Raw genomic sequence first — 26599 nt, 5'->3', positions numbered from 1 at the left:
AAAAGGCTGCTAATTTAATGAAAAACTATGTTCCCTCACCCGAAGCCTACGCTCTCATGCAGTATGAGGCAATTCCCGTATCGAAACACACAGGAGTCCCATCTGTCAATATTCCGATTTATACCATTCAAGTAGGTAATTACTCTCTTCCTATTTCTTTGAATTATCATGCTTCCGGAATCAAGGTAGCACAAGAAGCCAGTTGGGTAGGACTTGGTTGGAGCCTGTCTGCCGGTGGGGCAATATCCCGATCTATTTGTGGAAATGATGACGAGTTTTATTACGCAAATCATGCCAACCCGGTTCCTATAGTAAAGTATTTATCGAATGATCCCGCAGATATAGAAATAGAAGGTGATATTTATGAGGGAAGTAGCATCGCCCAAAACATAGAACCGGATATCTTTCAATATAACTTTGATGGGTATTCCGGGAAATTCTATTTCCGCAGGGGTGCCTTAAAGAACAAGCTGAAAGACAAATTCATCGTGTCGAACCCCGAACAGAACCTCCGCATCGAAATAGGGAATTCATTATCGAACGGATTTACAATAACCACATCCGAAAATATCAAATACATTTTTAGTGCCACAGAATACATAAGAAAATACTCGGAAACTTATTCTGGAAATACAAGTCCCGACCTGGATCCGAACAAAGACAGGACACCCAGCTTCACAGAACCGGGGATTATAAGTTCCTGGTATCTCAGCCGTATTGAATACCCGACCAAAGATACCATCTACCTTGACTATACCATTGAGCAGAATACTTACTTAAGCCCTTTATATCTGACGGAACAACATATTGATATCAAAGATTCCAAGTGTTTTTTTGCAAATAACACCAATGCTTATAATCAATACATGAATGCAATGCCCATTGATAAAAATGTAACCGTCAGTATGCAATATACTGACAGATACCCCCGTATACAAACTATACGTTGGAAGAACGGGTATTTGAAATTCTTGCCGGCTGCCCAAAAGAGACTGGATATCCGTTGCCATCCTTATAAAGGAGGAAATGGAGCATATCCACTCGGCTCAATCGAATTATATCAAAAAGATGCATCCTTACCATTACGTACTTTTTCGTTTAATTATTCCTATTTTCGAGGAAAAGATCTATTCGGCAATGAAATCTCACAACCGGACTTTTTAAGATCACGCCTGAAACTGACCTCATTAGCTCTAAAAGGCACTGGCGAAAAGAAACAAGTATATCAAATGGAATATGATGAACAAGAACCTCTTCCACAGAAGAATTGCTACAGTTGTGATGCCTGGGGATACTTTAACGGCTCATCTCCCTGGATACCCTATAGTCCCGCAGTCATTCCCTTTGATATCTATAAATACAAATACTCTAATACAGGTCCGGTTACCGACGGACTTTTAATAAAAAAAGACGCAACATTCTCCTTATATCCGGATGAAAAGAAACTCCCTACAGAGCATGCCAAAATAGGTGTCCTGACAGCCCTAACATCTCCCACTGGTGGACGTACCGAATTCAAATATGAAAATAATACGATTCTTGACAGGGTAGATTGGATACCCGACATTTCCACTCCCCCTATAGAGGGCTATTACGTAAAAGAAATGGATGAAGTTTCTAAAACAGTTACTATCGATATGCTTTATAGTAATGGTTACATTGCATTTTCCTATATTTACCAAGGCGATACATCATACAATAATATTGACTACAAGGAAGAGGAAAGAGCACACCCATTAATCACATTTTCTCCATCTTATACACTTTGGGGAATTCCTGATGATGCAATAAAAAGTCCGGCATCATCGACCAACCGGTATATGTTTGAATTTAAACTACCATGTAAAAGAGGTACTTACCGATTAAAACTCCAGTCAGAATATCCGGCCAGGCTCACTGTGTCGACTTCCATCTATTATGGTAACTTCAAAGCCATTGAAAAAAAGGTAGGTGGGATACGCATTGCCGAAATAAAATCTCCGGTCAGCACAATAAAATATTCGTATCGGGATTACGGCAACCTGCCGTCCGGCCGACTAAACAGAGAATCCAAATTCAGCATTATCAAACAGAATATGCTATATAGCTATTCAGATTCTTCCCACCCCATCGGCTACTATACCTTCCTGGAATATAATTCAAATTCCCTCATACCTTTGGAAAACCCATACAATAACTATTTCATGGGATACACAGAAGTTACCACAACCGAAGAGTATCAGAATGAAAAAATCGTAGAAACCGATGTCTACTATAACGAAAAGGAGAAAGAGCCTCGTGGGATACAGGATCCCGGATCCATAATGCCCTTGAATGGTCAGCTGTTAGAGCATCGGGTTTACTCTAACGGGACTACTTTGAAGCAAAAAACAGTCACCCAGTATAAGTGTGAACAATTGCCCGATTATCTGTTAGGATTCAAGGTGTCCACAGGCTATCCGCCCTACAATTATCGGATCGATCAGTACCACGTTGCTCCTGCCGTCGTATTCGATACCCTTTATGCCGCAGTCGGCGGCCGGACTATCTGCCACCCCAAAAAGACGGAATATGACTATCATTGGCGTAATTATCAAATTCTACAGACAACGACCACCGAATCGGAAAAAAAACGTTCGCATCATATTTCGTATACGATTGATTATAGTACCTCTTATTATAAGGACGCCGTTGAAAAATACAACTATGTATCCACGCCCGTCGAAGAAAAAATCTGTGTGAATGATGATTATTACGGTACAAAAAAAGTATGCCACATTCACTACCAGAACGAAATGTTAAGTCCGTGGAAAGAATATGAATTTTATGGAGAAAAGATCCGAAAAGACCACCCTACTTTTGACGGAGGGGAAAATCTGAATAAAGAAAAACCGGAGATAACCTATCAGACTTACGACAAATCGGGATGTAACACCTCCCTCTCCACCCGCATGGGGCAGACGGTCGTTTTTGTCCGAGGCTATCACCATCAGTACATTATCGCCCAGATATCCAACGCCACAGTCGCCGAAGTGCAGAAAGCCGGTGTGGACTTTGACGCCATTGCCGACAAAACCAAACCTTCTGACGCCGATTGGGAAATACTACATTCCTTACGGACAAAACTGCCCCGTTCGCCGGTCACGGTAATCCAATATGAGCCTTTGGTAGGAATCGTTTCAGAAACCGATCCCCGCGGCATGGTCACCCGCTATACTTATGACGAATTCGGTCGCCTGGACGAAATCATTGAAAATAAAAACGGAACAGAATATGTCTTACAGAAAAACGAATATAAATATGCAAACGAAAAGTAGTGTCATCCCCTATCGGATTTGCATCTTGCTCTCTTTTCTACTTTGGGCAATGGCTTTACCGGCTCAAGACAACTATATCCGTACCTATGCTCCCGGATGGGAATATTCTCCTGGCACTATTCTGGATACAAACAATTCAATGGTATCCACTTCCTACTATGATGCTGCAGGTCGTCTGGTTCAGACGGTAAAACACTCATTTACCCCGCAGAGAAACGATATGGCAAATTTCATTGACTACGACGGGCTGGGAAGAAAGATACGGGAATGGAGTTACATCCCTTTTAACGAAGCGGACGGAACTTATAAACAAAGAGAAAGGTTCATCGAATCTCCGGATGTAGGAGACCACTATGTGGACTATGAATACGAACCCGATGCATATCACCGCATAACAGGAGAGATAGGCCGGAACACCTCCTACAAGGGAGTCCGTAAGGAATATCTCTTCAATACAAATACCATCGCCGAGTTGTCCGTCTGGTATTTCAGTCCCTATTCCCATTACAGCGACCGATTGGATAGGAAGGGGAAATATCCGGATGGAAGCCTTACATGCGTAAAGACCACAGACGAGGACGGCAATGTAAGCTATGTGTTTTCCGATGAGCAAAACCGCCCCGTGCTCGAACGACGCATGAGCGACGACGGTCCTTGTGACACATATTACGTCTATAACGATTGGGACCAACTGATCGCCGTCCTACCACCGGCACTAATCCACGGACTGTCGAACAGCGAACAGACACAAACATACTATACGGCTCAGACCAATGTTTTTTTAGAGTATGCCTATCTCTACAAATACGACATACAGAACCATCGCGTAGGCGTCAAACTTCCGGGAGTAGACTGGCATTATACGGTATATGATGGAGACCACCGCCCTGTACTCGAGCAAGACGGCCGGCAACGCTTGTCGAACGAATGGACCTTCTACAAATACGACGGACTCGGCAGGGTTATACTCGAAGGAGTATTCAGAGGATCCACACTCGATAACATGATCCTGACATATGCCGACAAGCTCGTGAAAGAGGAGTACACAGGGGATACTTCACCCGCTTCATTCGGCTACTCGGAGAACATCGTATACCCGCATCCGCTTACCATAACCAAAGCCTATTATTACGATACATACGACTTCCTGGCACTTCCCATGTTTGAGTCCGAGCTTGACTATCAAGGATGGGTGACGAAACCGCCACGCAAATGGGAGTATCCCGGTACTTCCCTGCAGACAGGAAGTTACGTCAGTTGTCTGGAAGAACCCGGATATGAATTGTGTACGTTCTATTACGACCATCGGGCGCGCAACACCCGTACGGACAAATACAACAACGTAAGCAGACTGAATACCCGTATTTATCAGAGTTACGGCTTTCTTGACGAAATCAGCCAGACCCATACCTACTGGAAGAGCCAAAACGAGGAATGTTACAGAAGAATCAGTAACCTGTACGATCACTCTAATCGCCTTCGGACATCCTTTTATTATGTCACCCATGAACCGGCTTCCAAATACTTCAAAGCTGTATTGGAAGGAGATATGCTGAACTATGAATACGATGAGTTCGGCAGGGTCCGCAAGAAGATACTGATTGATAAAAAAGATACCATCCGCTATTCGTACGATTCGCGCAGTCGATTGGAACAGATCAAAAACAGGAACTTCTGCGAACGCCTGTATTATGACAAAGTAATGGCCTCCGGCTTTTCCAATTCCGGACCCTTCAACGGGCAAATTACCGGCATACAAGTGAAGCAGGGAGACAATGCATATGCCTATCGGCTACAATATGACAAGTTGAACCGGCTCAAGGAGAGCACTATGCATAATGTCAAGGATACGGTAGTCACTTCCCGTAACTTTTCGTATCAAGAGAGGATGGGTTACGACCGGATGGGAAACATCAACGAATTCTATCAGAAGATCGACGGAAAAGTGGTCAACGACATCGAGATATTCCATAACGGAAACCGGCCGTCAGGCATCTACAAACTGTCGGATTACACCACTCCGGCCGAATACGCCCATCTTGCCTATGGAAGTTGTCAGGGTAAAGACTGCTACACCTACGATGCAAGCGGTAACGAGACAAGTAATCTGCCGGACGGCATCTATTACTCACATTTCAACAGGCTGAATCTGCCGGACAGCGTTCTCTTCGACAAGACCGGAAATACCACCCGGATGAGCTATATGGCAGATGGTAAACGCATCCGGACGGTTCATAAAACGTACAGCACAGGATTGTCTTATCTGCTCGACAATGTCCAAAAGTTCAATGACCCCATTCATACCACGGAGGAGATCAGGGACGGTGACATTTTACTTAAAGACGGGATAATCACCCGGATAGATCTGCCATGCGGATATATAAATGTCCGTGAACCGGAATATGACAAGATGACCGCTTATTACTTCGTGACAGATCACTTAGGGAGCGTACGCACAACGGCGGCGGCCATTTCAGGCAAAGTGGTGCAGCAATTGGAATACACACCGGGCGGGACCATCTGGCGCAGTTTAGACCGGAACGCCCTGCAGCCGAAGCATTTCTGCGGCAAGGAACAGCTGACCGTGCACGGATATAATATGTACGACTCGGGAAAAAGGTTTCATACAAGCAACGGAATGCGGTTTATTTCGATGGATCCGTTGGCGGAGAAGTATTACTCGTGGAGTCCGTATACGTATTGCATGGGGAATCCGGTGAGGTTTATTGATCCGGATGGAAATCAAGCAATCATCCCCCCTACCTTTTTTGGAATGAATACACCTTTATTAGGCTCTAATAATCCGACTTTATTAAGTTCCAATAAACCGGTTAGAATTCAGTTCGAAAAACATCATATCATACCGAAACAGCTGAAAAACGACCCATTAGTAAAACAAGCACAAAAAGGAGGTTTCAAATTTGAAGGAAAAGAGAATAAAATATCTGTTGAGAAATTCAGTAGAGCTACTGGCAAAGGACAACATGGAAATCATCCAAACTATACAAAACAGATTGGGGAAAAAATCAGTAAATTTACAAAAGACAATCCCCACCCTACGCCTGAACAAGCTGCCAACTTTGCAAAAGAAACAACGCAATCAATACGCGAACAGATATCCAATAATCCCAAGATAAAAATCAATAATTTACAATTAAAAGGTGTATCTTTACCCCAAGATAATACATCTTTACCTTTGCCAGTCATAAAGATACAAACTACAAGACATTCTGATTATTTACTTTAATTACACAATTATATGAATAAAAAATATTACATAGTAAGTTCATCTTCAGACCCTAAACTAATAGGTTCTGATTTTCCACAAGCGTATAGTTTCATTAAAGAATATAATCCTAACGCTCCTCATGCCCTATTTGATTTATATGAATACCTATATACAAAGTTTCCGGATTACATTCCAGACTTAAGTGGAATAAGAATGTCTGGAAGAGCAAAACTAACGGATATAGTAAGCAATGGTTTTGGCGGACAATTGGAAATAGTTAGTCCAAGAACCAAAGAAATCTTGGAAACATATAACTTATGTCCGCATCGCTTCTATGAAATGAATTTATATCTGCGAAAAGTGAAATACGATTATTATATGTTTCATACCCAATGCGATTATTCAGATCTTGTAGATTACAAGAAAAGCACCTTTGTGGAATATAATTATTCCACAAAAGGCGCATCTATGTCCATCAATTCCAAGGATGAATTTCTTACTCGAAGAAAAATCATGGGAGAGAAAAATATACTTAACAGTGTAACGGCTGACACTTTATTTATGACATCTAATTTTGGGGACATGAATCTTGATTATTTCTATATTGGTATTGTTGATGGTGAAGATTACATCAGCGAACGTCTAATGAAACATTTATTGGAGTCAAAAATTACCGGATGGGATTTTATTCCTGCCACAAACCTAATAGTCGAGTAAATAAACTACCTATTATAAAAAACATAGTGATATTTGTAAAAATGAACACACAATAGAAGATGCCAAAAATAGATTAATTTAGAAGCACAATTTAGAGAGATGTTTTGGATATGAAAGTACAGCTTCATTTTTTAAAATACATTTGCTTTCATAATCGCTATACCTGATAAAGCTTCATTCCTCCAAAATCCTTATCAGGTCTTAATAAAAAGAACTTCTTTCTTAAAGTATGTTTAATAACATTCTTTTTTACTTGGATAATTTGCAGATTTCGCTAAAGTCCGTATCTTTGCAACGTGTTTTTCATAGTATTAGATTTAAGGTTAACAAAGGTTGGAGCAAGGCGTTGCTCCTTTTTTTATGCCCATACCTCTCAAATACCCCTTCCAACTGCATCAACTCAACACCGATTTTTACGCAACTTTGTGGTTATCTGAAAATAATCCCGTAAATTTTCATCCATATATGATTATCAACCACTTACACTCTTTGTTATTTACTACAGTTCTTCATCAGTCTCAAAAAACTTGTGACAAATATAATTATTTTAATAATACAATTAAATAAGAGCACAATAAAAGTGCATTACTAGAATCCAATGAGTGTATTGAAATGAGTGTTTTCTTTAAAAAGCGTAATGTGCGAACACTCCTGTTCTTATTGTTTTATGAAACGTAACCGTCCTCTTCCTCCCTTGCGTCTGGAACTGAAGGAACTGAAAGTGAACCTGGGTGAAGGCAACTTTATCTTTGTAGGCGGCAGTTACGGATAAGTGGGCTACTAATGTTCCATCAGAATGGATTGAGCAGGTCCTTGACTATTGTGACAATTTTGATAACTGCTATCTCTTCCGGTCAAAACTTCTGCCTGTTTTCTAATGGTGAAATCACCTCTTTTGTTTATTATGTGATTAATGTTAACGTTTCTCCTTTTTATCCTTTATTCCGGTACTCTAACGGAGTCATTCCTGTGTATCGTTTAAAATATCTACTGAAAAAAGAAATATTAGGAAAGTTCAGTGAATCGGAAATCTGTTGTATAGAAAGTTTTGAGAGTTTTAGTTGGGATTTTGCATCCATAATTACCATGTATGAAATGAAGTCTGTGCATGTTTTTCCTGTAACTTGTTTTACTATTGTGCATAAATATACTTGAGTAACTCCCAATTTCTCAGCGTACCAGGCTACTCTTTTATTTTGTATGTAATGGTGAAATACTAGCTGTGCGAAAGTTCGGCATAATTGTTCATTTTTCGAAAGAGAAAAGGTGTCAGCTTCCCTGTGTTTGTATAATATGGATATACCTGTATGTGCATTCAGATAAATATTGTATGTAACCCTTCTTCTGGTTTCTTCATCCATAGATGAATATAGTTGTTGCAAGAAAATGAAATGAGTTTTTATCATTTTTGCTTCTGCCTGTTTTAAAGTCAGTTTGGCTTTTCCTAATGCTGCATATAACGTTTCAGGTATTATATTGTCCGAGTTATGATGTTCCATGTACTGTTGAGAGAATCCCAGAATATGGAATTCCGAATTCGTTTCTATTCTGTGGATTTGCAATACGCTTCCCGGAGTAAGTATTATCAGATCATTAGGCCTTGCTGTTATTAAGTTTGTATTGATTGTGGCCTCTACTTCTCCTCCCATGCATAGAAGTAGTATTTCGCATTTTAAACGTACTGGATACTTTAAATATTTTTTTAATAACTCCTGATTAATGTTGGTGTGTACAATCCAGTCATTAGATAAATCTATTTTTAGAATTTCATTCTTCATGTTTTAGACTTTTGGTACAAATATAAACATTAAAAATAAAAAGTGATATTTAGAGTCATTTTTATATACACTACATCGTGTTTTCTTAGTTCATTTTAGTATATTATAAAATAGAATAAGAAGTATAGATAGATAGCAACTGATGCTTGCTGATGATTTTAAGAATGGTATTGGGGTTGATATTTAAGTAATACGCATAAGTTACTATGATAAATGCGTATGTTTTTTTAATGGTATTTGGCTGTATGATAATTTAATATTATATTTTACACTTAAAATTAAAAATAGGATAAAAAAATAAAAAATAGATATTGATATTAACAATAATCCAAATTAACTTTGCATCAAAATATATAAAAAAACAATATAATATAAAATTATATTATTGGGGAGGCTATATTATAGTTCTTTTATTCTTTTCTTATTCTTGTAAGGATTTTAAGATAATCATTGAAGAATAAGAATGTGATCTAAAATATATTCGGAACAACTATTGAATGTTTTTACCTGTTTCATAGATATTATATATGAAAATATATGAGCTTTTTAATCTTAGAATGGTAATAAAGAATACAAAGTAATGAACATGGTAATGATAATGAATTATATAAAGATATTGGAGAGGACAAATGTAAGCGACATTTGTATTTCTTTTGTTAGAGGTGGTTTTGTAGTTTATGAACATTCTGCTGTCCAGTTAAAAGCGTTGTTTTCTCACTTACTCATGTATATTTTGTGCTCATACAAATTTCCATACAAAATTATTGCGAAATTTTGCATGAAAAATATCGACAATGTAAGGAGTTATCCCCCAAAAATGGGATAATTATTGCATTTGTTTTATGAATTTAATAAAAGTAGTAGTAATATGAAATTTAAATACCATATAGTTTTACTTTTTGCTTTATGTTTCTGCTTGGAAATGAAAAGTCAGACAATTGCTGTTAAAAGTAATTTGTTATATGATTTAACATCAAGTATAAATGCGGGCATAGAGTTGGGGCTGGCCCCCAAGTGGACATTGGATGTTACCGGGCAGTTCAATGCCTGGGATCTGTCGCATAATAGGCGTTGGAAGCACTGGACTGTACAACCCGAAGTGCGCTATTGGCTATGCGACCGTTTTGGTGCGCATTTTTTTGGATTTCACCTGCATGGCGGTCAATACAACATCGGCGGAATAGACGGGAAAGTTAAATTCCTGGGTACTGATGCTCGGAAACTGAAAGATACCCGTTATCAAGGCTGGTTCGTGGGGACCGGCATAGCATATGGCTATGCATGGATTCTCGGTCACCATTGGAACTTGGAGGCGGAAATCGGTTTCGGTTATTCCTATACCCGTTATGATAAGTTCCGATGTTCAGGATGTGGGAAAAAGGTAGAAACAAACAAACCACATCATTACATGGGGCCTACGAAAGCAGCCATTAACTTGGTTTATCTATTTTAAATTGCAACGAACATGAAAAGGACGATATTCATACTGGCAATCCTACTGGGCATAGGAAATATGTTGAAAACTATGGCACAAAGTACTAGAGACATCACACCCGGTGTTTCCATTGAAAATTTCAACATGAATCGTGAGGGAAAATACCTTACCGTGGAGATGAATCTGGATCTAAACAAACTCAATGTGGAGGCAAACCGTGCCGTACTGCTCACGCCGCGTCTGGTCAACGGAACGGATTCGCTCGACCTACCCTCGGTAGGAATTTACGGGCGCAGGCGATATTACTATTATGTGCGAAACGGAATAGGCAGTATCTCGGGGGAAAATGAAACGGTTTATCGCGTATCGGACAAACCAGACAACGTGGCATACAATAATCTCTCTGAGTACGAAGGCTGGATGGACGGGGCAACGCTTAAGTTCCACCGTAGCGATTGGGGCTGTTGCCACGAGATATTAGCGGAATACGAAGGCATAGTAGGCCGCCATCGTGAGGCTTTCTTCCCGGAACTGGTATTTGTGCAGCCCAAAGCGGAAATCATGAAAAGCCGTTCATTGTCCGGCTCTGCATACATCGACTTCCCGGTTGACCAGACGGTGATTTATCCCGATTACCGTCGCAACACGGTTGAACTGGGCAAGATACAGGCGACTATCGACTCCGTACGTAACGACAAGGATGTTACCATCACCTCTGTCTGGCTCAAAGGTTTTGCTTCTCCCGAAAGTCCCTACAAACACAATACGGAGCTTGCCATCGGGCGTACAGCAACACTTAAAAAACACATCGGGCAGCTGTACCACTTTGCAGACAGCATTATCCAAACCGATTACGAACCTGAGGACTGGGAAGGATTACGCCGTTACGTGGAACAATCGAACATCAATCACCGTGAGAAGATTCTGACTATGATAGATAGCGATATGGAACCGGATGCCAAAGAAACAAAAATCAAGCGCACTTATCCGGAAGAATACCGCTTCATGCTGCAGAATTTCTATCCTGCGTTGCGCCATACGGACTACCGCATCGACTACAACATCCGTAAGTTCAGCGAGGCTGAGGAGATAAAGCGCATCATGGCGGAACAGCCGCAGAAGCTGAGTCTCAACGAGTTCTACCTCGTTGCTGGAAAGTATGAACCGGGCACAGTGGAGTTTACTGATGTGTTTGAGACCGCCGTACGTATCTTCCCGAATGACACCATTGCCAACCTCAATGCCGCCAATGCTGCCATACGGCGAGACGATTATGTCCGTGCGGAGCAATACTTAGAGAAGACTGGCGATATCCCCGAAGCCGTATATGCCCGCGCTGCGCTTGCCATCCGTAAAGAGGATTACGAAACGGCGAGGCGATACCTGGAGACGGCGAGGGACATGGGGCTGGAACAGGCAGCCACCACACTGAATGAATTGAATGAAAGACAAAAGAGATAAAAACCTATTAATAACTTTTAATTTTTAACAACATGAGAATTAGAACTCTATTCTTGTCAATGGTCGCCGGACTGGCGTTCGTTGGCTGTTCCAGCGAGGAAGACATCACCTCCGGTACCGACAACGGTAACAATGGGGAGCCGCAGTTCCTAACCGTAAGTGTCAATGCCACAAGCACTTTGACACGCGCTACCGACTTAGAAGGAAATTACGAAGAAGGTAAGGGTAAAGAAAACACAGTGTCAAAAGTGCGCTTCTACTTTTTCGACGCAGACGACAATGCGGCACAAGTAAAAGGGGAAAGCGGCGGCACATACTACGACGTAGAAAATACGACGGATGATGGAAAGAACATGAATAATGTGGAGAAAATCCTCTCGGCTACTCTGGTGATTCAGACTCCGGCGAAAGACAAGGTTCCTACTTCTATCGTGGCTGTAGTCAATCCGAAAGTAGATCTTGGAGCAGTAGAAAGCATCACCAAACTTAACGAGGTAATTGCTGACCACAGCAGCACAACTTCATTTATCATGAGCAGTTCCGTTTATACCAATGGAACCACAAAGATGGAAGCCGTGAATGTAGCCGGACACTTGTACTCCACAGCAGAAGCTGCAAAAGCAGACCCTGTGATCATCCATGTGGAGCGCGTGTTGGCAAAAGCCCGTCTAACTGTCGGTCTTACAGCTAACGCTAACGGTGTTTACAAAACATCTGCCGATGGTTCAGAGAAATTCGACAACGAGGAAATCTACGTTAAATTCTTAGGATGGAACGTAACCGCAACTGCTGGAACTTCACGCCTGATGAAGGAAATCAATCCTCAGTGGACTTCGGCTCTGTTCGGTTCAACACTTCTTTGGAATACGGCAGACTACTACCGCTCTTTCTGGGCAGTGAATCCGGGAACAATGATCTACAACTATGGCCCGTTCAACACCGCAAATAGTACAACCGCAGCCAATGCCATCACGGCTTTCGATGCCGGCACAGAAGGAAGCCCAAAAACAAATTACACATATCTGCAGGAGAACGCTTCCGATGACTATACAAACGGAACAGACCCTACCAAACCCTCACAGGTGATTATCGCCGCCCAGCTTGTTAAAGCAGACGGTACCACCCCGATAGAGTTTGCAGAATATGCAGGTGAAAGAACTACCATTGACGGTTTGATAGCGAAATATGCGGCAGCTTCAGGCCTCTGGAAAGACAATGCAGAAGGAACCGGAAAGATGGGGATTGATGTCACTGACATAGAACTGAAAACAGCTACTACAGCCGGAGAGGCAGATCAGAGCACACCGGGTCGCTACAAGGTATATGCTCAATTGACCGTTGATGCTGCTAAAAAGACATGGTACAGCTCCAGCTCGGCTGATGCAACTGCTGTAGATGCAAACGAAGTATTGGAAAGTCTTGGCGGTGCCAAAGTCTGGAAAGAAGGTTACACCTATTATTACTTTGATATACAGCACCTGAACGGTTCCTCAACAGATGTCAACGTCAAAGGTAAAAAGGGTGTGGTACGTAACCACATTTATGCAGCCAATATCAAAACGCTTACCGGTCTGGGAACTCCGGTTTACGACCCAGGGGAAGTTATCTATCCTGAAGAGCCGGAAGATGACGATACCTTTATCGCTGCCGAGATCCGGATTCTCTCATGGCGTGTTGTAAACCAGGACATCGATTTGGAGTGGTAATACTGAAAATACAATAAATAGAAAAAGGTGGGGAGAGACCCGAGGGGATGATATATCTCCCCACCTTTCAAACCTTTTCCCCCTCAGATGAAAACGGAAGCACCCGCGTATCGGTGCAAAGAGAGATACGCAACCATGGAGTCCCATAAAGAGACACTCCCACTTGTTAAGGAAATTCTTTGCGGGATAAAACCCGCAACCGACATATATAAAACAAATATAGGAATATAAACGGCATGAAAATAAAGACTTATATAAAGAGAAAGGCATTGCGTGTGTTGATGACGGCGATGGCAGTATTGCCGTTTATCGCTTTTGTGTCATGCGACAGTGTCATCTATGATTACGAGGGTGATTGTTCCGTATCATATCGCCTCAAGTTCCGCTATGACAAGAACTTGAAATGGGCAGATGCTTTCGCCAACGAGGTTTCATCCGTTCATCTATATGCTTTTGACCCTTCCGGCGTATTGGTATGGCAACGTGAGGAACAGATTGATCCGGCTATGGCAGAAAACTATTCGATGCTGTTCGATCTGCCTGCTGGTGACTATAAGCTGCTTGCCTGGTGCGGACTTCAAAACGACGGTGAGCATGACGAATCATTCTCTGTACCCAAAGCCCGTGTGGGAGAAACCCGTATGGAGCAGTTGAAGTGTGCGCTTAACCGCCAGCATGATGAGTTGGGCGCATACAGTGAGGAACACTTGTATCGCCTTTTCCACGGTATGCTGGATGTCTCGCTGCCTGTTAACGATGATGGCGGTAGCTATGAATACACCATGCCTTTGATAAAGAACACCAATCACATTCGTGTTATCTTGCACCACCTGTCGGGAGAGGATGTAAACGAGGCTGACTTCATCTTCCGTATCGATGATGAAAATGGTCTTATGGCACACGACAATGAGTTGATGACCGACGAGAATATCAACTACCGCCCTTGGGATATACTAAGTACCGAGGCCGGCATCGACAAGGAAGGTACCCGTGCCATCAGTAATGTGAAAGGACTCGCAGCCGACTTCACTGTTGGCCGTCTGATAGAGACACATCGCGAGAAAATGATACTTGCCATTGACACCAAGGACGGCAAGAAGGTGGCCCGTATCCCGGTGATAGACTACGCTTTAATGGGAAAAGAGTACTACGAGGAGGAATACCGTTATCCGATGGGCGAGAGGGAGTTCCTCGACCGTCTGGACGAGTGCGTGATGACTCTCTTTCTCGATGAGGATAACAACTGGGTAAGCAGCGTTATTCAGATTCTGTCATGGCGTGTGGTATTGAGTAACGTGGATATCGATTGATTATTAAAAAAAGAAGGATTTGACTGATGAAACCGATCATTATACATAGCATTGTAATCTGTCTGGCGGCACTGACACTGCCGCTTATGGTGGCGTGCAGCAGTCAGGAAGAATCCTTGCTTGAGGAGATTTCGGAAGCTACCCTGTATTTGAATATAGAGCCGATCGGACTGACGAGGGCGGGAACAGCAACGTTGCCCGACAATGAGAAGATGCACAACGTGCGTGTCATAGTCCTGCATGAAAACGGAACAGTGGAACACAACCGATACTATGCATTGGAGGGTTCGCAAGTACAGAAATTCATCCTGCTCAAAGTAACTCCCAACGAAAAGAAAAAGATATACCTCTTCGCCAACGAAGAGAGCGTGTCCGCAATGGAGGGCGTAGCAGGTGTAAACAGTACGCTGACCGCTTTCTTCAACAATTATACAGAAGGAATGCCCGGCTTTGAAGCCGCAGTGAGCAACCTATATTTCGCCCCTGACTATTCGGGCGGAAAACCCATCCCAATGTCTTCCATGTACGAGATAGATTTCCCTGAAAAAGGAGTTGTAGAGGAGACATTCTACGTAGTGCGTGTCGCCACCAAGTTCACCGTAAACTTTATGAACTGGCGTGGAGAGGAAGTAACTGTGAACAACTTCTCCATAGAGAGCCATGCAGATAAAAACTTCTTGATGGCGCATGTCAACAACTACCCTTATAACAACGAATACTCCACTTGGATAGATTGGCTGAAGGCGGTTTCCGATGCTTCTAACGAAAATAGCAATGAAGCCACAAACAAGTTTGGTTGGCTGACGGACTACGAATTACCAGAACGAACTGAAACAACCACCTATATCCATGGAAAGGTTACAGTTGGAAAACCGACAGTTGACATAGATTACCCGGATAAGTCAAAACCGGGCACGGCAAGTGATGTTCCCGTTTTCTACCTGCCCGAAAGCAAAAATCTCAAAGTGGGAGCAACAACAGACGGCGAGCAGGAGTACACCCTGAAAATCAATATAGCCGGAAGGGATGAACCTTTCGTTCGCAAACTCGATAACTTGGAGACACTTTTCCGTAACACCCATTTTGTGGTGAACATAACCATGTATAATAGCAACGAAATCGTAGTGGATGTGATTCCATATAGCGAGGTAAACCTTGAGCCGGAATTCGGATTATAAAACAATAAATAAGTGTATATGAAGCATTTTGTACGACATATCATTCTCTTCCTGACGATAGCAACCGTCACAGGTTGCTATGATGAATTTATGAAAGAAGAAATCATAGGTGAAGGCAAGGCAAGTATATCCGCCACTTTGGACTTCAAACCCATGTCCTCGGCACTGAGCCGGACACGGGCTGCTGGAAACGCACTGAAGGATATTTGTAGTTTACATGTTTTGTTGTATGATAAAGACAAGAATTTAAAAAATAAATGGAAGATAGAGGAATATTCCGTGTCCGATGAAAACCGTACGGATAATGATGCGGAAGCAAATCCAAATGGCGAACACCATACAGCGGAAACAACCACCAAACGCGCCACTTTCAAGCTGCCGGAGGAAATCAGCTTCGGCAAATATTATATGTATGCCGTGGCGAATATTCCCGACCTGCTTACGGCTTATTCTGACGCTATAAAAACAGTTGACGGACTCAAGAATATTCCCCTCGTATGGGATTCCGAAAACGTGGCTAACAATGGCCAAATGATAGGCTTCTTCACGAAAAGCTCCGTTCCCGCTCTGTCAGCGGATGACGAGTCTTTTGTAGTAAATGAAAAAAGCGTAAAACTCCACGCGTGGCTACGCCGGGTGGCTTCCAAAGTGACCGTGGCATTCGATGCCTCCAAACTGAATGATGGCATCCGAATACATTTTAAATCGATAACGATAAAGCACATACCTAAGACTTGCTATCTGGGCCGCGACAATACGCCCGGCTATAAACCAGGAACAGCTTGGGAACCGAACGGCAAAACACTTGCAGAAGAACTGCATGAAGACGGAGAAATTTATTATTATAACGGCAGACCAGACGATCCCGACAACGACGAGTTTGAATCTTGGCCGTTCGTTTCACGAGGCAAACCCGTCTATGGCCTTTCAGCACCTGAGCAGACAGTTTCCGAGTCGCCATCGGTAAAAGATTTCCATACGGAAAATACTCCTGCTTTGTATTTTTATGAAAACCTGCAGGGTAATGAAGATACGAAGCCCGGAATTAAGGACAAACGGCAGGATAGTGATAACAATGGAGTGCTCGATGCCCCCGGGCTGCCAAATGATAAGACTTATTGTTCGAAGGACGGAGTGGAGTTCGGAACTTACATAGAGGTGGAGGCATATTACGATGCGCGCTTGAGCGATCGTCCCGGCGAGGGTAAGATTATCTACCGTTTCATGCTCGGGCAGGACATTTATAAAGATTACAATGCCAGACGCAACTGCCACTACAAGTTGACGCTTAACTTCAACCGCTATGCCAACGATGTCGACTGGCACATAGAATTCGTGGAGGACAAGGAACTTATTGTGCCTAATCCGTACTACATTTCCTATCTGTACAATCAGGAAGCAACCATTCCCATTAAACTCAGAGGAAGCAGTTTGGAGAATGTAAAACTTGAGGTGCGTGTAATCGAAAATCACTGGTGGCCTACCTTGGAAGAAGGCGACACTTATCAGTATGCCGATACGTCGAAGGTCTATCCTCAGGGGCACGTGCGTACGGCTGTATGGCACGGTTTCCTGTCGCTTGCGAAGGATAATCGAAAGATAATCGGAGATGATAAGCATTATAAAAACAATAAGGATTGGAATAAAGAAGAATGGAAAAGTAAGCCAGAAAACGAAACACGGACGTTTGATAATCTGACAGTCGGTGATCATGGCAACTATTCCGTCGAACTGGTGGAAGGCAGCAATGGCGGTTTACATCTGAAAATGCCGTTCTATACACGTCCAAAACAGATGATTCCGACAAGTGGCTATACGGGGAACAATGTCTATGTGGCATATCCTCGCGAAGCGAAGTTACAAATGAAGTTGTTGGATAAAACTACCGGGCAGATACTTAAGGACAAGGATGGCAAAAATTTGATAGATACCATTTCAATCATCCAAGTACGTCGGTGTGTAAACCCCAAAGGCGTGTGGCGGAGTTGGGACAATGCTGAAAGTTTTCATGTGGTAATGAAGATTCTCCCTCACGAAGGTGCTGATAAATTTGAGACATACGACTCTAAAGGTCCTTGGCGGGCAAAGGTCGAAATCGATAACAATAACATGATCCGTCTCAAGGGAGCCAGTGGCGATGGATACGTGCACGGGACTATCGATTCGCCGATGGACTTCTATATTGAGTTCAATGGGAAATGTACAAATCCTGAAGAGGTTCGTTCTGCCATTGTATTGGTTGAATATAACAATTACACGTGCCATCACCGCATATTCATTCGTCAGGGCTATGCTCCGATTGCACTGAATGATCAAAACATAAAATGGCACACCTTCAACTTGTATAGCGGCACAGAAGAAACCAAATCGCCATTAGAAGAGGGCTCGCTTTTCAAATACGGAAACTTGACGGATGCCATTCTTGCCGAAAACAATAAGACTTACGGCTTTCAGGTACCGGTGGGCTCTAACACACTTCGTTTGGCCGGAGATGGGGCTAAATCATGGAGCGACATTCTCGCGAACACCGCTACAAATGCTCCAGGTTTTTCAGACAAGAATATACAAGTGGCAGATGTAACCAATCCGAACGGACCTAAAGTTAGCGTTCGTGTGGCAAATGTAGCTGATTATAAAAATTTGCGTGATGGTGCAGACCGGGAATTTGGCTATGGGGTGCTCTATGGCGATGGTGCAACAGAAACATTGGAAAAAGTTGAGGAGGTATACGGCTATTATAGAGGTGAAAACACAAGCTATGGAATGCGCGGATGCTTCGTGTACAATAAAGTCAATGGAAACAATCTGTTCTTTCCGATAGGTGCCTCCGGGTATGGCAGACGTAGAACAGAAAAGTCGTGGTATAGCTCTGGAATTAGTCTTCCTGGTGCATTGCAATACGCATGGCGAAGCAAGAGGTATTCAACGTATAGTGATGCATGGTCGACACTCGCGTACAGACCGATGTTCGAGAACGTGTATATGAGGCCAGGTGCGGTTTACTGGTGTGAAAAGTTAACTAACGATCAATGCTATCTTGATGTTAACTATTTCACCCTCGATTTTAGTTTGGGTGGAAATGAACCATTGCAAGGTGAAAACGGCTCTGCTTGCTTTATCAGGTGCGTAGAAGATGTAACCCAATGAACAAATGTAACCGAATAAGAGAATGCAAAGCGGAGACGGAAGCGAAATACCGTCCGGCTCTGGAACTGTACTCCACCACCAACCTCTCCACTGCCGAGATATGCCGGCAGTGTGGGGTTTCTCTCAACGGATTTTCCCGTTATGTCAATACCTACCATCGTCATTTGATGCTGGAACGCAATGGTATCAAGTGCAGTCCGAAGGAAGCAGGCGATATCAAGATGAACCAGCGGCGCGGGCAGCATCCCGAAACCCATGCCAAATACAAGGAAGCTATCGCGGCGTGTGACAGCATGGACTATATAGAGTACAACGTATCGCAGATAGCCCGTGAATTTGGATTGACTGGTACGAATCTCAGCAGACAGTTACGCACACATTATCCTGAAGTACTGGAATTTCGGGAGCGGGCACGGCAACAGTTGGGGCTGGACGTTGGCCTTCCCCGTGGCACACGTTCGTGGTGTAAGTAACAGTATGCAGAGGCGGTGAAACTTCTACGTGCCGACCATTATATCACGGTACAAGATGCCGCCAATCGTTGCAATGTCTCCTACACCGGATTGGAACAACACCTGATATTCTATCACAAGGAGTTGGTCGGGAATCGCATCAAAATACGCGAACAAGCTATAAGACAGCAATGTAAAAGTAAGATAACGGGACGAGGTACCTTGCATGCTCCGAAGCCAGAAACGGTGGCAATGTATGCGGAGGCCCTGCACTTATACCGCACTACGCCGCTATCCGCCCGGAAAATAGCCAAGCAGACCGGCGTATCGATAAGAGGTTTCTACGACTACCTACAAACCTGGCACAAGGACTTGGTTTGTGAGCGGAAAGGGATCCCTTACGAGGAAGGCAAGCCCGTGGACTGGTCGTCAGTACGGAGATACAACCCGGCCACCACTGCCAAATACGCGGATGCCATCGCCCGGCTGAAAGAAGGCGGACTTACTACAGCAAAGGTTGCGGCTGAGTTTGGCCTGCACCCTGAATGCTTCAGGCAATACCTGAAAGAGCACGAACCGGAATTGCACGCCTGTCTGGGAATGAAAAAAACGGAGAAGGGCAAAATGGTATCGCCTAAAAGCATGGAGAAATACAAGGAAGCCATACACGTATATGAAACGACCTCGGAATCCTTGAAATCCATTGCCCGCCGTTTCGGACTGAACGACTGCTCACTGGGACAATTTATCAAACGCCATTTCCCTGAACTTATAGAACACCGTAAACAGCAGGAACAAGTAAATCAATCCTCTATAATAAACTGAACACATTCAATCTGAATATTCCAATTCTACACGAACGGCACTGAACTGGTGTAACAAATGAAAAAGACAGATTAAAATTATACTATATTATACGAATAGGTTCACGGCACACCCGTAAATCTGTTTCTTTTTTACACCATACCCAACGAGTGGCTAAATGTTGTGTAATCTATATTTTCATCTGCCTATGGTCACCGATTTGAAGAAACACAAGAATCTCTCCCTTTTTTATTTTCGTTGCATGAATTTTCCCTTTTTTATTATTGTATACAATACAAATCAATTCCTTACTTTATTCTTGACAAGTGACGAATAAGTTGCATATAAGATTTATTATTGTTGCTATTCTGTTACTCAATTGTATTCGTATTTATTATGTAAATGAATATCAATGCACTACGATATATATTTATTTTGAAAAGGTACAAGTAGAATCGCACTTCTGAGGTAATTTTGTGTACTAACAGAAATAAAAAGCAGAGAAGACAGCTATCCCTAACTATCTTCTCTCTTTCTTTTAAAACATCAACTTCATAACCATCTTCTCCGGTTGTGCTGTAATCTTAACTCTCTTTACCTGATTCGCCCCAAGCATTACAGCCGAATTTTTATAACACCCTATAAATTCTCTTTTCGGCATGAAAAAAGGATAACCATATGGAAGTCCTCCCCAGTAATCCGGTATCCTGAAACCATTAAAACTATGCCCAGTAATAATGTTGGCATCAATATTATAAATCATCTTCGGATCATAATTCAGCCAGTCTATTTCACCCTCCCTGTACTTACGGAGAAATGTCAGTTCCAATGTTTTCCCTAATACTTCTCTCAATAGGAATCTGACTCCACCAGCATTAAAGACCTTATCCAGATCCGCCTGAACAGCATTTTCGACCTCATTGACTCCCAATGTACTCAAATCATACACCTTGCCCATTGTAAATATTTTCTTTTTCATATTACTCTAGTTTTCTTTCTATTATTATTGATATTTCTCCTTGTCCGTCAGTTTTGAAACTTAGTTTCTCGTAATTAACAAGTTGGCATAACCGATCCTCATATGTATCTGTCAGCCATTCCAGGCTAACCAATGAATGCCCATCTTCATCTTCATATAATTCCCCGTCTTCATCCGCTATATCTGTCATATCAGAGGTAGTCAGACTGAATATATGAGCAGCCAATTCTATATGTACATAATTAGCATCATCAGTCCCATATAACTTAGGGGGATATTTTATCTGGATGAATACCGCATTCTCAAAACAACTGATTCTGTGTCTTACCGGAATATCAGAGAGCCCGTCCATTAGAAGCTCGACTATGGGGTAATCTACTTCCCGTATATCTCCCGTATAATAACGCTTCATCATTTCCACTCTAAAATTGGCTATCAAAGACAAGTCCTGTATTGGCATCTTTGCTAGTCGGGGGTATAAGATACCGTTCTCATCAATATAGCTTTCGGGATCAGTACATTTCAATTCTTCATCTCTTGTTGTTGAAAATCTTTTTACTTTCATACTACTTAGTTTTTTGTGATTTAATGATTAAGGTTGTGTTATGATTCTCTTTCAGATATTCCTGTAGTTTTTCATATCTGTCTGCTCTACATCTTCTACGTGGACATAGAGTAAACATATCTTTAAGGTTTATTTTCAGTATTAGGCTATCGTCCCTACTATCCTTTTTATCCAATAAAGAAGCCAGTTGCGGAAAATATTCTCCCAAAGCCTTTATGTCATCGGAAAATTTATTCGTTTGCTCTTTCGAATCGGAGTATGATTCTACTGGAGTTTTTGGTATGTCGCTACAATCCTTGTTAAGCGAATACCATAATTGGGATGTGTCTGTCATAAATTTAAGTATTTAATTCATAGTTAGGGATTTCAAGGCTCCGTAGTGGAGTTTCGGCATTTTTTAGTAGGGAGAAATAAAAAACGAGATACCAAATTAATGATACCTCGTTTTCCTCATTTCATTAAAAAACTAATTAGAAGGGGATTGTAATATTTGAATATCAACACTTTTATTAGCATAATGGATATATAGATGCCCCGTTCTTGTAAGCCCTTTTTTATCTGCTTCTACTTTAACTACTACAGTCCTGTCTCCAAAGCCACTGATTGGTTCTATAGTAAACCACGAATCACTAGTCGTAATATTCCAATCCGTATTAGATAATATATTAAATGTTTTTCCACCTCCTGATGGGGTGTAAGTTTTCAGTACATTTGTGCCATTTGTTGTTAAATGGATATCAGAATTTAAATTAAAGCTCAATACTTCTCCATAACTTGTACCTTTTGAATTAGTGGCATATGCTTTATAATAATATGTTGTGCCCTCTTTAAGGTTGGTCAATACTAATTTCAAAGTCGATGAATTATTGTCGCCTAAAGTTTTTTTTATTTCAGGATTTATGTTTATTCCATAATAAAAGCCGCATTCTATTATTTTATCACCTCCATTATCTATTATAGTACCGTTTAAGGTTGCGATATCTTTGTCAATGTTTGTAGCCGTTTCCGTTTTAACTGTTGGCTTTTCAATATATGGCATTGTAATATTTCTCTGTTCACTGTATACAGTACCCTTGTCATTAACAGCATAAGCACGTACATAATATGTTTTACCTACATCCAATCCACTAATATTACTCGTAAACTCTCTTATCTCTGTTGAGTTCCCGAAATTATTCTTATTATCATTTTCAATGGTTGGAGCATCATGTTCAGACCAACAATGTCCATATGATGAAATTTCATGTCCTCCGGTTGATAGAATTGTCCCTTTAATGGAGAAAGAAGTTTCAGTAATATCACTAAATGAGCTACCAATTCCAACTTTAGCCACAGTTCTTTCTATCTGCTTAACAATAACCGGAATCTCTTTTCTTCCATCTTTGGTGTTTATAATCAATTTTTCATTGTAATCATTTGTAGCTAACCCGTCTCTATTTACAAGAACCTTTATCTTATCGGTGTTTGTATCAACAGTTCCTTCATTAGAACTCAATATAATCCAATTAACAGATGGTTGAATAGAATAAGCTATACTTCCTATTTCGGTTTCATTAGAAATGAAAAGTTCTTTACTCGTTTCTATTTCCCCAAAATCAAGAGTTGAAGGTGTAACCTTTAAAACAGCTCCTTTAATAGACATATTTACTTTTATTGTGGCAGTTCCCCCATTTGATGTGATATTGATACTACCATTATGATCTCCTTTAGGTAATCCTGTTCTATCTACGGAAATTAATACAGAAGTGATATCTTTTGTTGTAGCTCCGGCAGTCAGATTGATTTTAATCCATTTTGTACCTGTCGATATTTCCCATTTTAAAGTACTTTTTCCATCATTTCTTATTTCAATAGGAAGTTCTGTCTCACTATCACTAAAATCAAGATTTATCTTATTGACTGATAATTTGGGCATCTGCTTTGTTAGTTGCATATCAGCCTTATTGGGTTGACCTGCTACAATTGTAACTTCTTTCTTGGCTGGTTCATAATCATTCTTAGATACATCTATGGAAAATACTCCGGCAGCTAAGTTATCAAAAGAAAAAGAACCGTCATCTCCTGTTGTAATGGATTTGCCTGTTGGCGATATCACGACCAAGCACCCTTTTTAGAGGTTCCCGTTCTCAGAATCCTTAATAGTACCATGTAAACTTCCTGTTGTAGCCTCTTCATCAGCCACACAAGAGGTAAGGCACGAAATTGAAAGCAATAGATATATAAAACAGTTTCTTATCATATCATTCTAAAATTTAAGTGCAAGTGAAATTCCATAATTAGTTTTTTCATCTATGAATGGAGAGAATGCAATAGAACGCTGATTGCTGTATCGTTTAGTACCTTTGGAGGCTAGCACATCTATAATATTATAAATGTAAATAGCTGATGCGGCAACGATAAAGCCGTTTCTCATATTTCCCCATGTGTTACTTTTATTTTGATACGATTGTCTCAGCTTGCTATCCTGCTCCTTCTTGGTCTTATTTTGATAGCTCTTATGCAAGTTCTGTGATATAACAATTCCACTGATTGATGCAATTTCTGTTCCTAAAATTGCTATTCCTTTCGCTTTCTGTCGCTTGTGCATTTGTCCCCACCCGGGTACAATAACAGAACGAAGTAATGCGGATGCTCCATACTTAGTTGTATATGTGACTGTCTCAAATCTTACAAATTTTGGATCATTAGCTACCTCATATAATATATAACAGACATAGTTACCATTTAATAACTCCCAATATTCGTCCGCTACCTGAAAAGATATTTTTTGCTGATCGTATTCTATATTATATGAATAGTCTCTTAAAGTCGTTTCATTATATTCTTTGTTAGAATCGCTTGAAAGAATCTGTTCAAGCTCATTGCCTGATACGGTGAATCCTTTTGCTTTCATCAAATCCCCCAATAGAGCCAATGTTGCATTTTGCCTTGCTTCCGACAATGTTTTTCCTTCGCCGTACATTTGTTTGAACCAGTAGCTGTGATTAGTTTGTATAGGTAGATCACCTCTCATCCATGGTGGACGTTGGCTTTCTGATTTTTGCTGGGCTTGAATCTGTATATAGAAACATAATCCTAATATTAAAATAAGATATTTCATACCTTTACTGATTTAGATTTTCTACTCCTTCATTTACAAATTTAGAAATCTCATTGGCATACTTTTGAGCTAACTGACTCTCTTCTAAAGCACGTTGCATCGCTTTTTTCCTCGCTAGTAAAGCCTTATCCTCGTTTACTAAGAATACTATTTGGTATTCATTAATATCACCTTTTTTTCTTTTGATGCTATAACTTTCTTTGAGTACTCCATTTTTTATTTCACTTCCGATTACTCGCTCATAAGCTGCATAAAACTTATCAAACTCTGCTGTATCATCTTTATCTGACGAATTTAGATTTACATCAGAAGCTGTCCTACCTTTTACGTATGATGCAGCGAGGCTGGCATAAGTTGTAATAGCATTATTATAAGCGACTTGACGACATACATTCACAGAACGACAATTGGATGTTGTACCTACAATCTCTTGATTATTTTCGTCTTTCAGTTTTTCATAATGTTCCAGTAGAACAACCTCTATGGTCTTAGAGCTAGAATCTAGCTTCCATCCTTCTTTTTTGTATTCCTTGATTTTAGCTTTATACATTTTAGAACGCTGTTTTTCCAACTGCTTGTTTTGACAAAAAGCCATATTAGACACTCCCATCAATATGACAAGAAATAAAAATAAATTTTTCATACTTGGATTTATTATTTGACATTTAATATGTTTATAAAACTTTAGACATTACTTTATGATCGTACCTTCAAGAATTTAAAATTTTAGTTTTTTGAACATTAAACTCTTCTTCGGTAAGTATTCCAGCATCATACAGTTTCTTTAATTCAAAAAGTTGGTCTGTTTTTGATTTTTGCGATTCTTTAGGTGCTTGATTTGTATAGTTGGGGGCGTAATTAGTTGAGGGCATATAAGAGGTTCTATAATAACCCTTATTGTATTTCATGTCAAACTCTTCTTGACTTTTACATGCAAGGGAAATACCTTCTATCGTTTCTATAATCCAAAGAATTATAGGAATAGCGAGAGTCCAGCAAAAAAGAACCCAAGGGATTAAATAGCATAATCCTTTTTTAGTATCACCAAGGTAGAAGTGGTGGATTCCTAAACCACCGAGAATAATTGCGAATAACACTGCTGTAGACTTACTTTTCATAGCTTATTCTCCTATACGCCTATAAGTCTCCGAATTCAGCCGTTTAATTGATTAAACGTTAGTATATAAGAAGGGTGAGAGACTTGTCTGCCATGTTCACGAATCTTAGGCATCGCCAAACGCCCTTTAGGAATGAACAAAGAAGAAACAAAATCCCACACCCTGTTCGATATGTAGGGGTATAACATAGGCTATACCGAGACATACAAAAACAAAGTGAGCATTAGTTGTTTCCGTCCTCCTAATATAATTTTGGCGAATTTAAGATTCGGACATCACAAAAATACCTTTCTTGTATCCAATCATTTCTCCGATTGGACGTTA

General features: G+C 41.1%; 18 protein-coding genes. 11 read left to right on the top strand and 7 right to left on the bottom strand.

The annotated features are described in order from the left end of the window. The first annotated feature begins 17 nt into the window (after positions 1–17). The 3 genes from HCG69_RS08190 to HCG69_RS08180 are packed head-to-tail and all read left to right on the top strand — an operon-like array spanning position 18 to position 7242. On the top strand, positions 18–3296 hold the full coding sequence (locus HCG69_RS08190) for an RHS repeat domain-containing protein (RefSeq protein ID WP_221649652.1): 3279 nt from the start codon (positions 18–20) through the stop codon (positions 3294–3296). Next, the gene (locus tag HCG69_RS08185) at positions 3280–6543 is read left to right on the top strand and encodes an RHS repeat-associated core domain-containing protein (RefSeq protein ID WP_221649651.1); all 3264 of its coding nucleotides are present in this window, start codon (positions 3280–3282) and stop codon (positions 6541–6543) included. Before HCG69_RS08190 ends, HCG69_RS08185 begins: the two co-directional genes overlap by 17 nt. 12 nt (positions 6544–6555) lie before the next feature. After that, positions 6556–7242, top strand: coding sequence for a hypothetical protein (locus tag HCG69_RS08180; protein ID WP_221649650.1), 687 nt, complete (start codon positions 6556–6558; stop codon positions 7240–7242). A gap of 932 nt (positions 7243–8174) precedes the next feature. On the opposite strand, the gene HCG69_RS08175 is transcribed toward HCG69_RS08180, so the two are convergent. Then, positions 8175–9020, bottom strand: a complete 846-nt coding sequence (locus tag HCG69_RS08175) for a helix-turn-helix domain-containing protein (RefSeq protein WP_221649649.1) — start codon at positions 9018–9020, stop codon at positions 8175–8177. A gap of 868 nt (positions 9021–9888) precedes the next feature. Between HCG69_RS08175 and HCG69_RS08170 the strand changes: the two genes are divergently transcribed. From HCG69_RS08170 to HCG69_RS20660, 8 genes are all read left to right on the top strand, one after another. Next, positions 9889–10473 (top strand): DUF3575 domain-containing protein, encoded by a 585-nt coding sequence (locus HCG69_RS08170; RefSeq protein ID WP_221649648.1) that lies wholly within the window; start codon positions 9889–9891, stop codon positions 10471–10473. Positions 10474–10485: 12 nt separating this feature from the next. Then, on the top strand, positions 10486–11916 hold the full coding sequence (locus HCG69_RS08165) for a DUF3868 domain-containing protein (RefSeq protein ID WP_221649647.1): 1431 nt from the start codon (positions 10486–10488) through the stop codon (positions 11914–11916). Between the two features lie 32 nt (positions 11917–11948). Continuing rightward, complete coding sequence (locus HCG69_RS08160; RefSeq protein WP_221649646.1) at positions 11949–13622, top strand: Mfa1 family fimbria major subunit; 1674 nt, start codon at positions 11949–11951, stop codon at positions 13620–13622. 236 nt (positions 13623–13858) lie between these two features. Further along, positions 13859–14932: a FimB/Mfa2 family fimbrial subunit gene (locus HCG69_RS08155; RefSeq protein WP_221649645.1), complete on the top strand. Its 1074-nt coding sequence runs from the start codon at positions 13859–13861 to the stop codon at positions 14930–14932. A gap of 26 nt (positions 14933–14958) precedes the next feature. Continuing rightward, on the top strand, positions 14959–16110 hold the full coding sequence (locus HCG69_RS08150; RefSeq protein ID WP_221649644.1) for a hypothetical protein: 1152 nt from the start codon (positions 14959–14961) through the stop codon (positions 16108–16110). An 18-nt stretch (positions 16111–16128) separates the two neighbouring features. Next, positions 16129–19257 carry a hypothetical protein gene (locus HCG69_RS08145; RefSeq protein ID WP_221649643.1) on the top strand — a complete coding sequence of 1043 codons (3129 nt, stop codon included), beginning with the start codon at positions 16129–16131 and terminating at the stop codon, positions 19255–19257. Beyond that, a complete protein-coding gene (locus tag HCG69_RS08140; protein WP_221649642.1) occupies positions 19254–19730 on the top strand; it encodes a hypothetical protein in 477 nt (158 codons plus the stop codon). The genes HCG69_RS08145 and HCG69_RS08140 overlap by 4 nt, the downstream gene beginning before the upstream one ends. A 396-nt stretch (positions 19731–20126) precedes the next feature. Continuing rightward, entirely contained in the window at positions 20127–20534 is a 408-nt protein-coding gene (locus tag HCG69_RS20660) for a hypothetical protein (RefSeq protein WP_255585576.1), read from the top strand. Positions 20535–21051: 517 nt separating this feature from the next. On the opposite strand, the gene HCG69_RS08130 is transcribed toward HCG69_RS20660, so the two are convergent. From HCG69_RS08130 to HCG69_RS08105, 6 genes are all read right to left on the bottom strand, one after another. Further along, on the bottom strand, positions 21052–21492 hold the full coding sequence (locus tag HCG69_RS08130) for a hypothetical protein (RefSeq protein ID WP_221649641.1): 441 nt from the start codon (positions 21490–21492) through the stop codon (positions 21052–21054). A 1-nt stretch (position 21493) separates the two neighbouring features. Next, positions 21494–22057: a hypothetical protein gene (locus HCG69_RS08125; RefSeq protein WP_221649640.1), complete on the bottom strand. Its 564-nt coding sequence runs from the start codon at positions 22055–22057 to the stop codon at positions 21494–21496. A gap of 466 nt (positions 22058–22523) precedes the next feature. Beyond that, positions 22524–24152, bottom strand: coding sequence for a carboxypeptidase regulatory-like domain-containing protein (locus HCG69_RS08120; RefSeq protein WP_221649639.1), 1629 nt, complete (start codon positions 24150–24152; stop codon positions 22524–22526). Positions 24153–24302: 150 nt separating this feature from the next. Then, positions 24303–25157 (bottom strand): DUF5683 domain-containing protein, encoded by an 855-nt coding sequence (locus HCG69_RS08115; protein ID WP_221649638.1) that lies wholly within the window; start codon positions 25155–25157, stop codon positions 24303–24305. Positions 25158–25161: 4 nt separating this feature from the next. Further along, positions 25162–25800, bottom strand: a complete 639-nt coding sequence (locus HCG69_RS08110) for a hypothetical protein (RefSeq protein ID WP_221649637.1) — start codon at positions 25798–25800, stop codon at positions 25162–25164. Between the two features lie 67 nt (positions 25801–25867). Continuing rightward, complete coding sequence (locus tag HCG69_RS08105; RefSeq protein WP_195351094.1) at positions 25868–26275, bottom strand: NINE protein; 408 nt, start codon at positions 26273–26275, stop codon at positions 25868–25870. Positions 26276–26599: the final 324 nt, after the last annotated feature.

It is taken from the genome of Bacteroides sp. K03, assembly GCF_019734355.1.
GTDB classification, from domain to species: domain Bacteria; phylum Bacteroidota; class Bacteroidia; order Bacteroidales; family Bacteroidaceae; genus Bacteroides; species Bacteroides nordii.
This window is presented reverse-complemented; position numbering and strand designations above follow the sequence as displayed.

Excerpts from the sequence above, each read along its gene's own strand:
- HCG69_RS08190 (WP_221649652.1), top strand. The coding sequence starts at position 18 with ATGAAAAACTATGTTCCCTCACCCGAAGCCTACGCTCTCATGCAGTAT.
- HCG69_RS08185 (WP_221649651.1), top strand. The coding sequence starts at position 3,280 with ATGCAAACGAAAAGTAGTGTCATCCCCTATCGGATTTGCATCTTGCTC.
- HCG69_RS08180 (WP_221649650.1), top strand. The coding sequence starts at position 6,556 with ATGAATAAAAAATATTACATAGTAAGTTCATCTTCAGACCCTAAACTA.
- HCG69_RS08175 (WP_221649649.1), bottom strand. The coding sequence starts at position 9,020 with ATGAAGAATGAAATTCTAAAAATAGATTTATCTAATGACTGGATTGTA.
- HCG69_RS08170 (WP_221649648.1), top strand. The coding sequence starts at position 9,889 with ATGAAATTTAAATACCATATAGTTTTACTTTTTGCTTTATGTTTCTGC.
- HCG69_RS08165 (WP_221649647.1), top strand. The coding sequence starts at position 10,486 with ATGAAAAGGACGATATTCATACTGGCAATCCTACTGGGCATAGGAAAT.
- HCG69_RS08160 (WP_221649646.1), top strand. The coding sequence starts at position 11,949 with ATGAGAATTAGAACTCTATTCTTGTCAATGGTCGCCGGACTGGCGTTC.
- HCG69_RS08155 (WP_221649645.1), top strand. The coding sequence starts at position 13,859 with ATGAAAATAAAGACTTATATAAAGAGAAAGGCATTGCGTGTGTTGATG.
- HCG69_RS08150 (WP_221649644.1), top strand. The coding sequence starts at position 14,959 with ATGAAACCGATCATTATACATAGCATTGTAATCTGTCTGGCGGCACTG.
- HCG69_RS08145 (WP_221649643.1), top strand. The coding sequence starts at position 16,129 with ATGAAGCATTTTGTACGACATATCATTCTCTTCCTGACGATAGCAACC.
- HCG69_RS08140 (WP_221649642.1), top strand. The coding sequence starts at position 19,254 with ATGAACAAATGTAACCGAATAAGAGAATGCAAAGCGGAGACGGAAGCG.
- HCG69_RS08130 (WP_221649641.1), bottom strand. The coding sequence starts at position 21,492 with ATGAAAAAGAAAATATTTACAATGGGCAAGGTGTATGATTTGAGTACA.
- HCG69_RS08125 (WP_221649640.1), bottom strand. The coding sequence starts at position 22,057 with ATGAAAGTAAAAAGATTTTCAACAACAAGAGATGAAGAATTGAAATGT.
- HCG69_RS08115 (WP_221649638.1), bottom strand. The coding sequence starts at position 25,157 with ATGAAATATCTTATTTTAATATTAGGATTATGTTTCTATATACAGATT.
- HCG69_RS08110 (WP_221649637.1), bottom strand. The coding sequence starts at position 25,800 with ATGAAAAATTTATTTTTATTTCTTGTCATATTGATGGGAGTGTCTAAT.
- HCG69_RS08105 (WP_195351094.1), bottom strand. The coding sequence starts at position 26,275 with ATGAAAAGTAAGTCTACAGCAGTGTTATTCGCAATTATTCTCGGTGGT.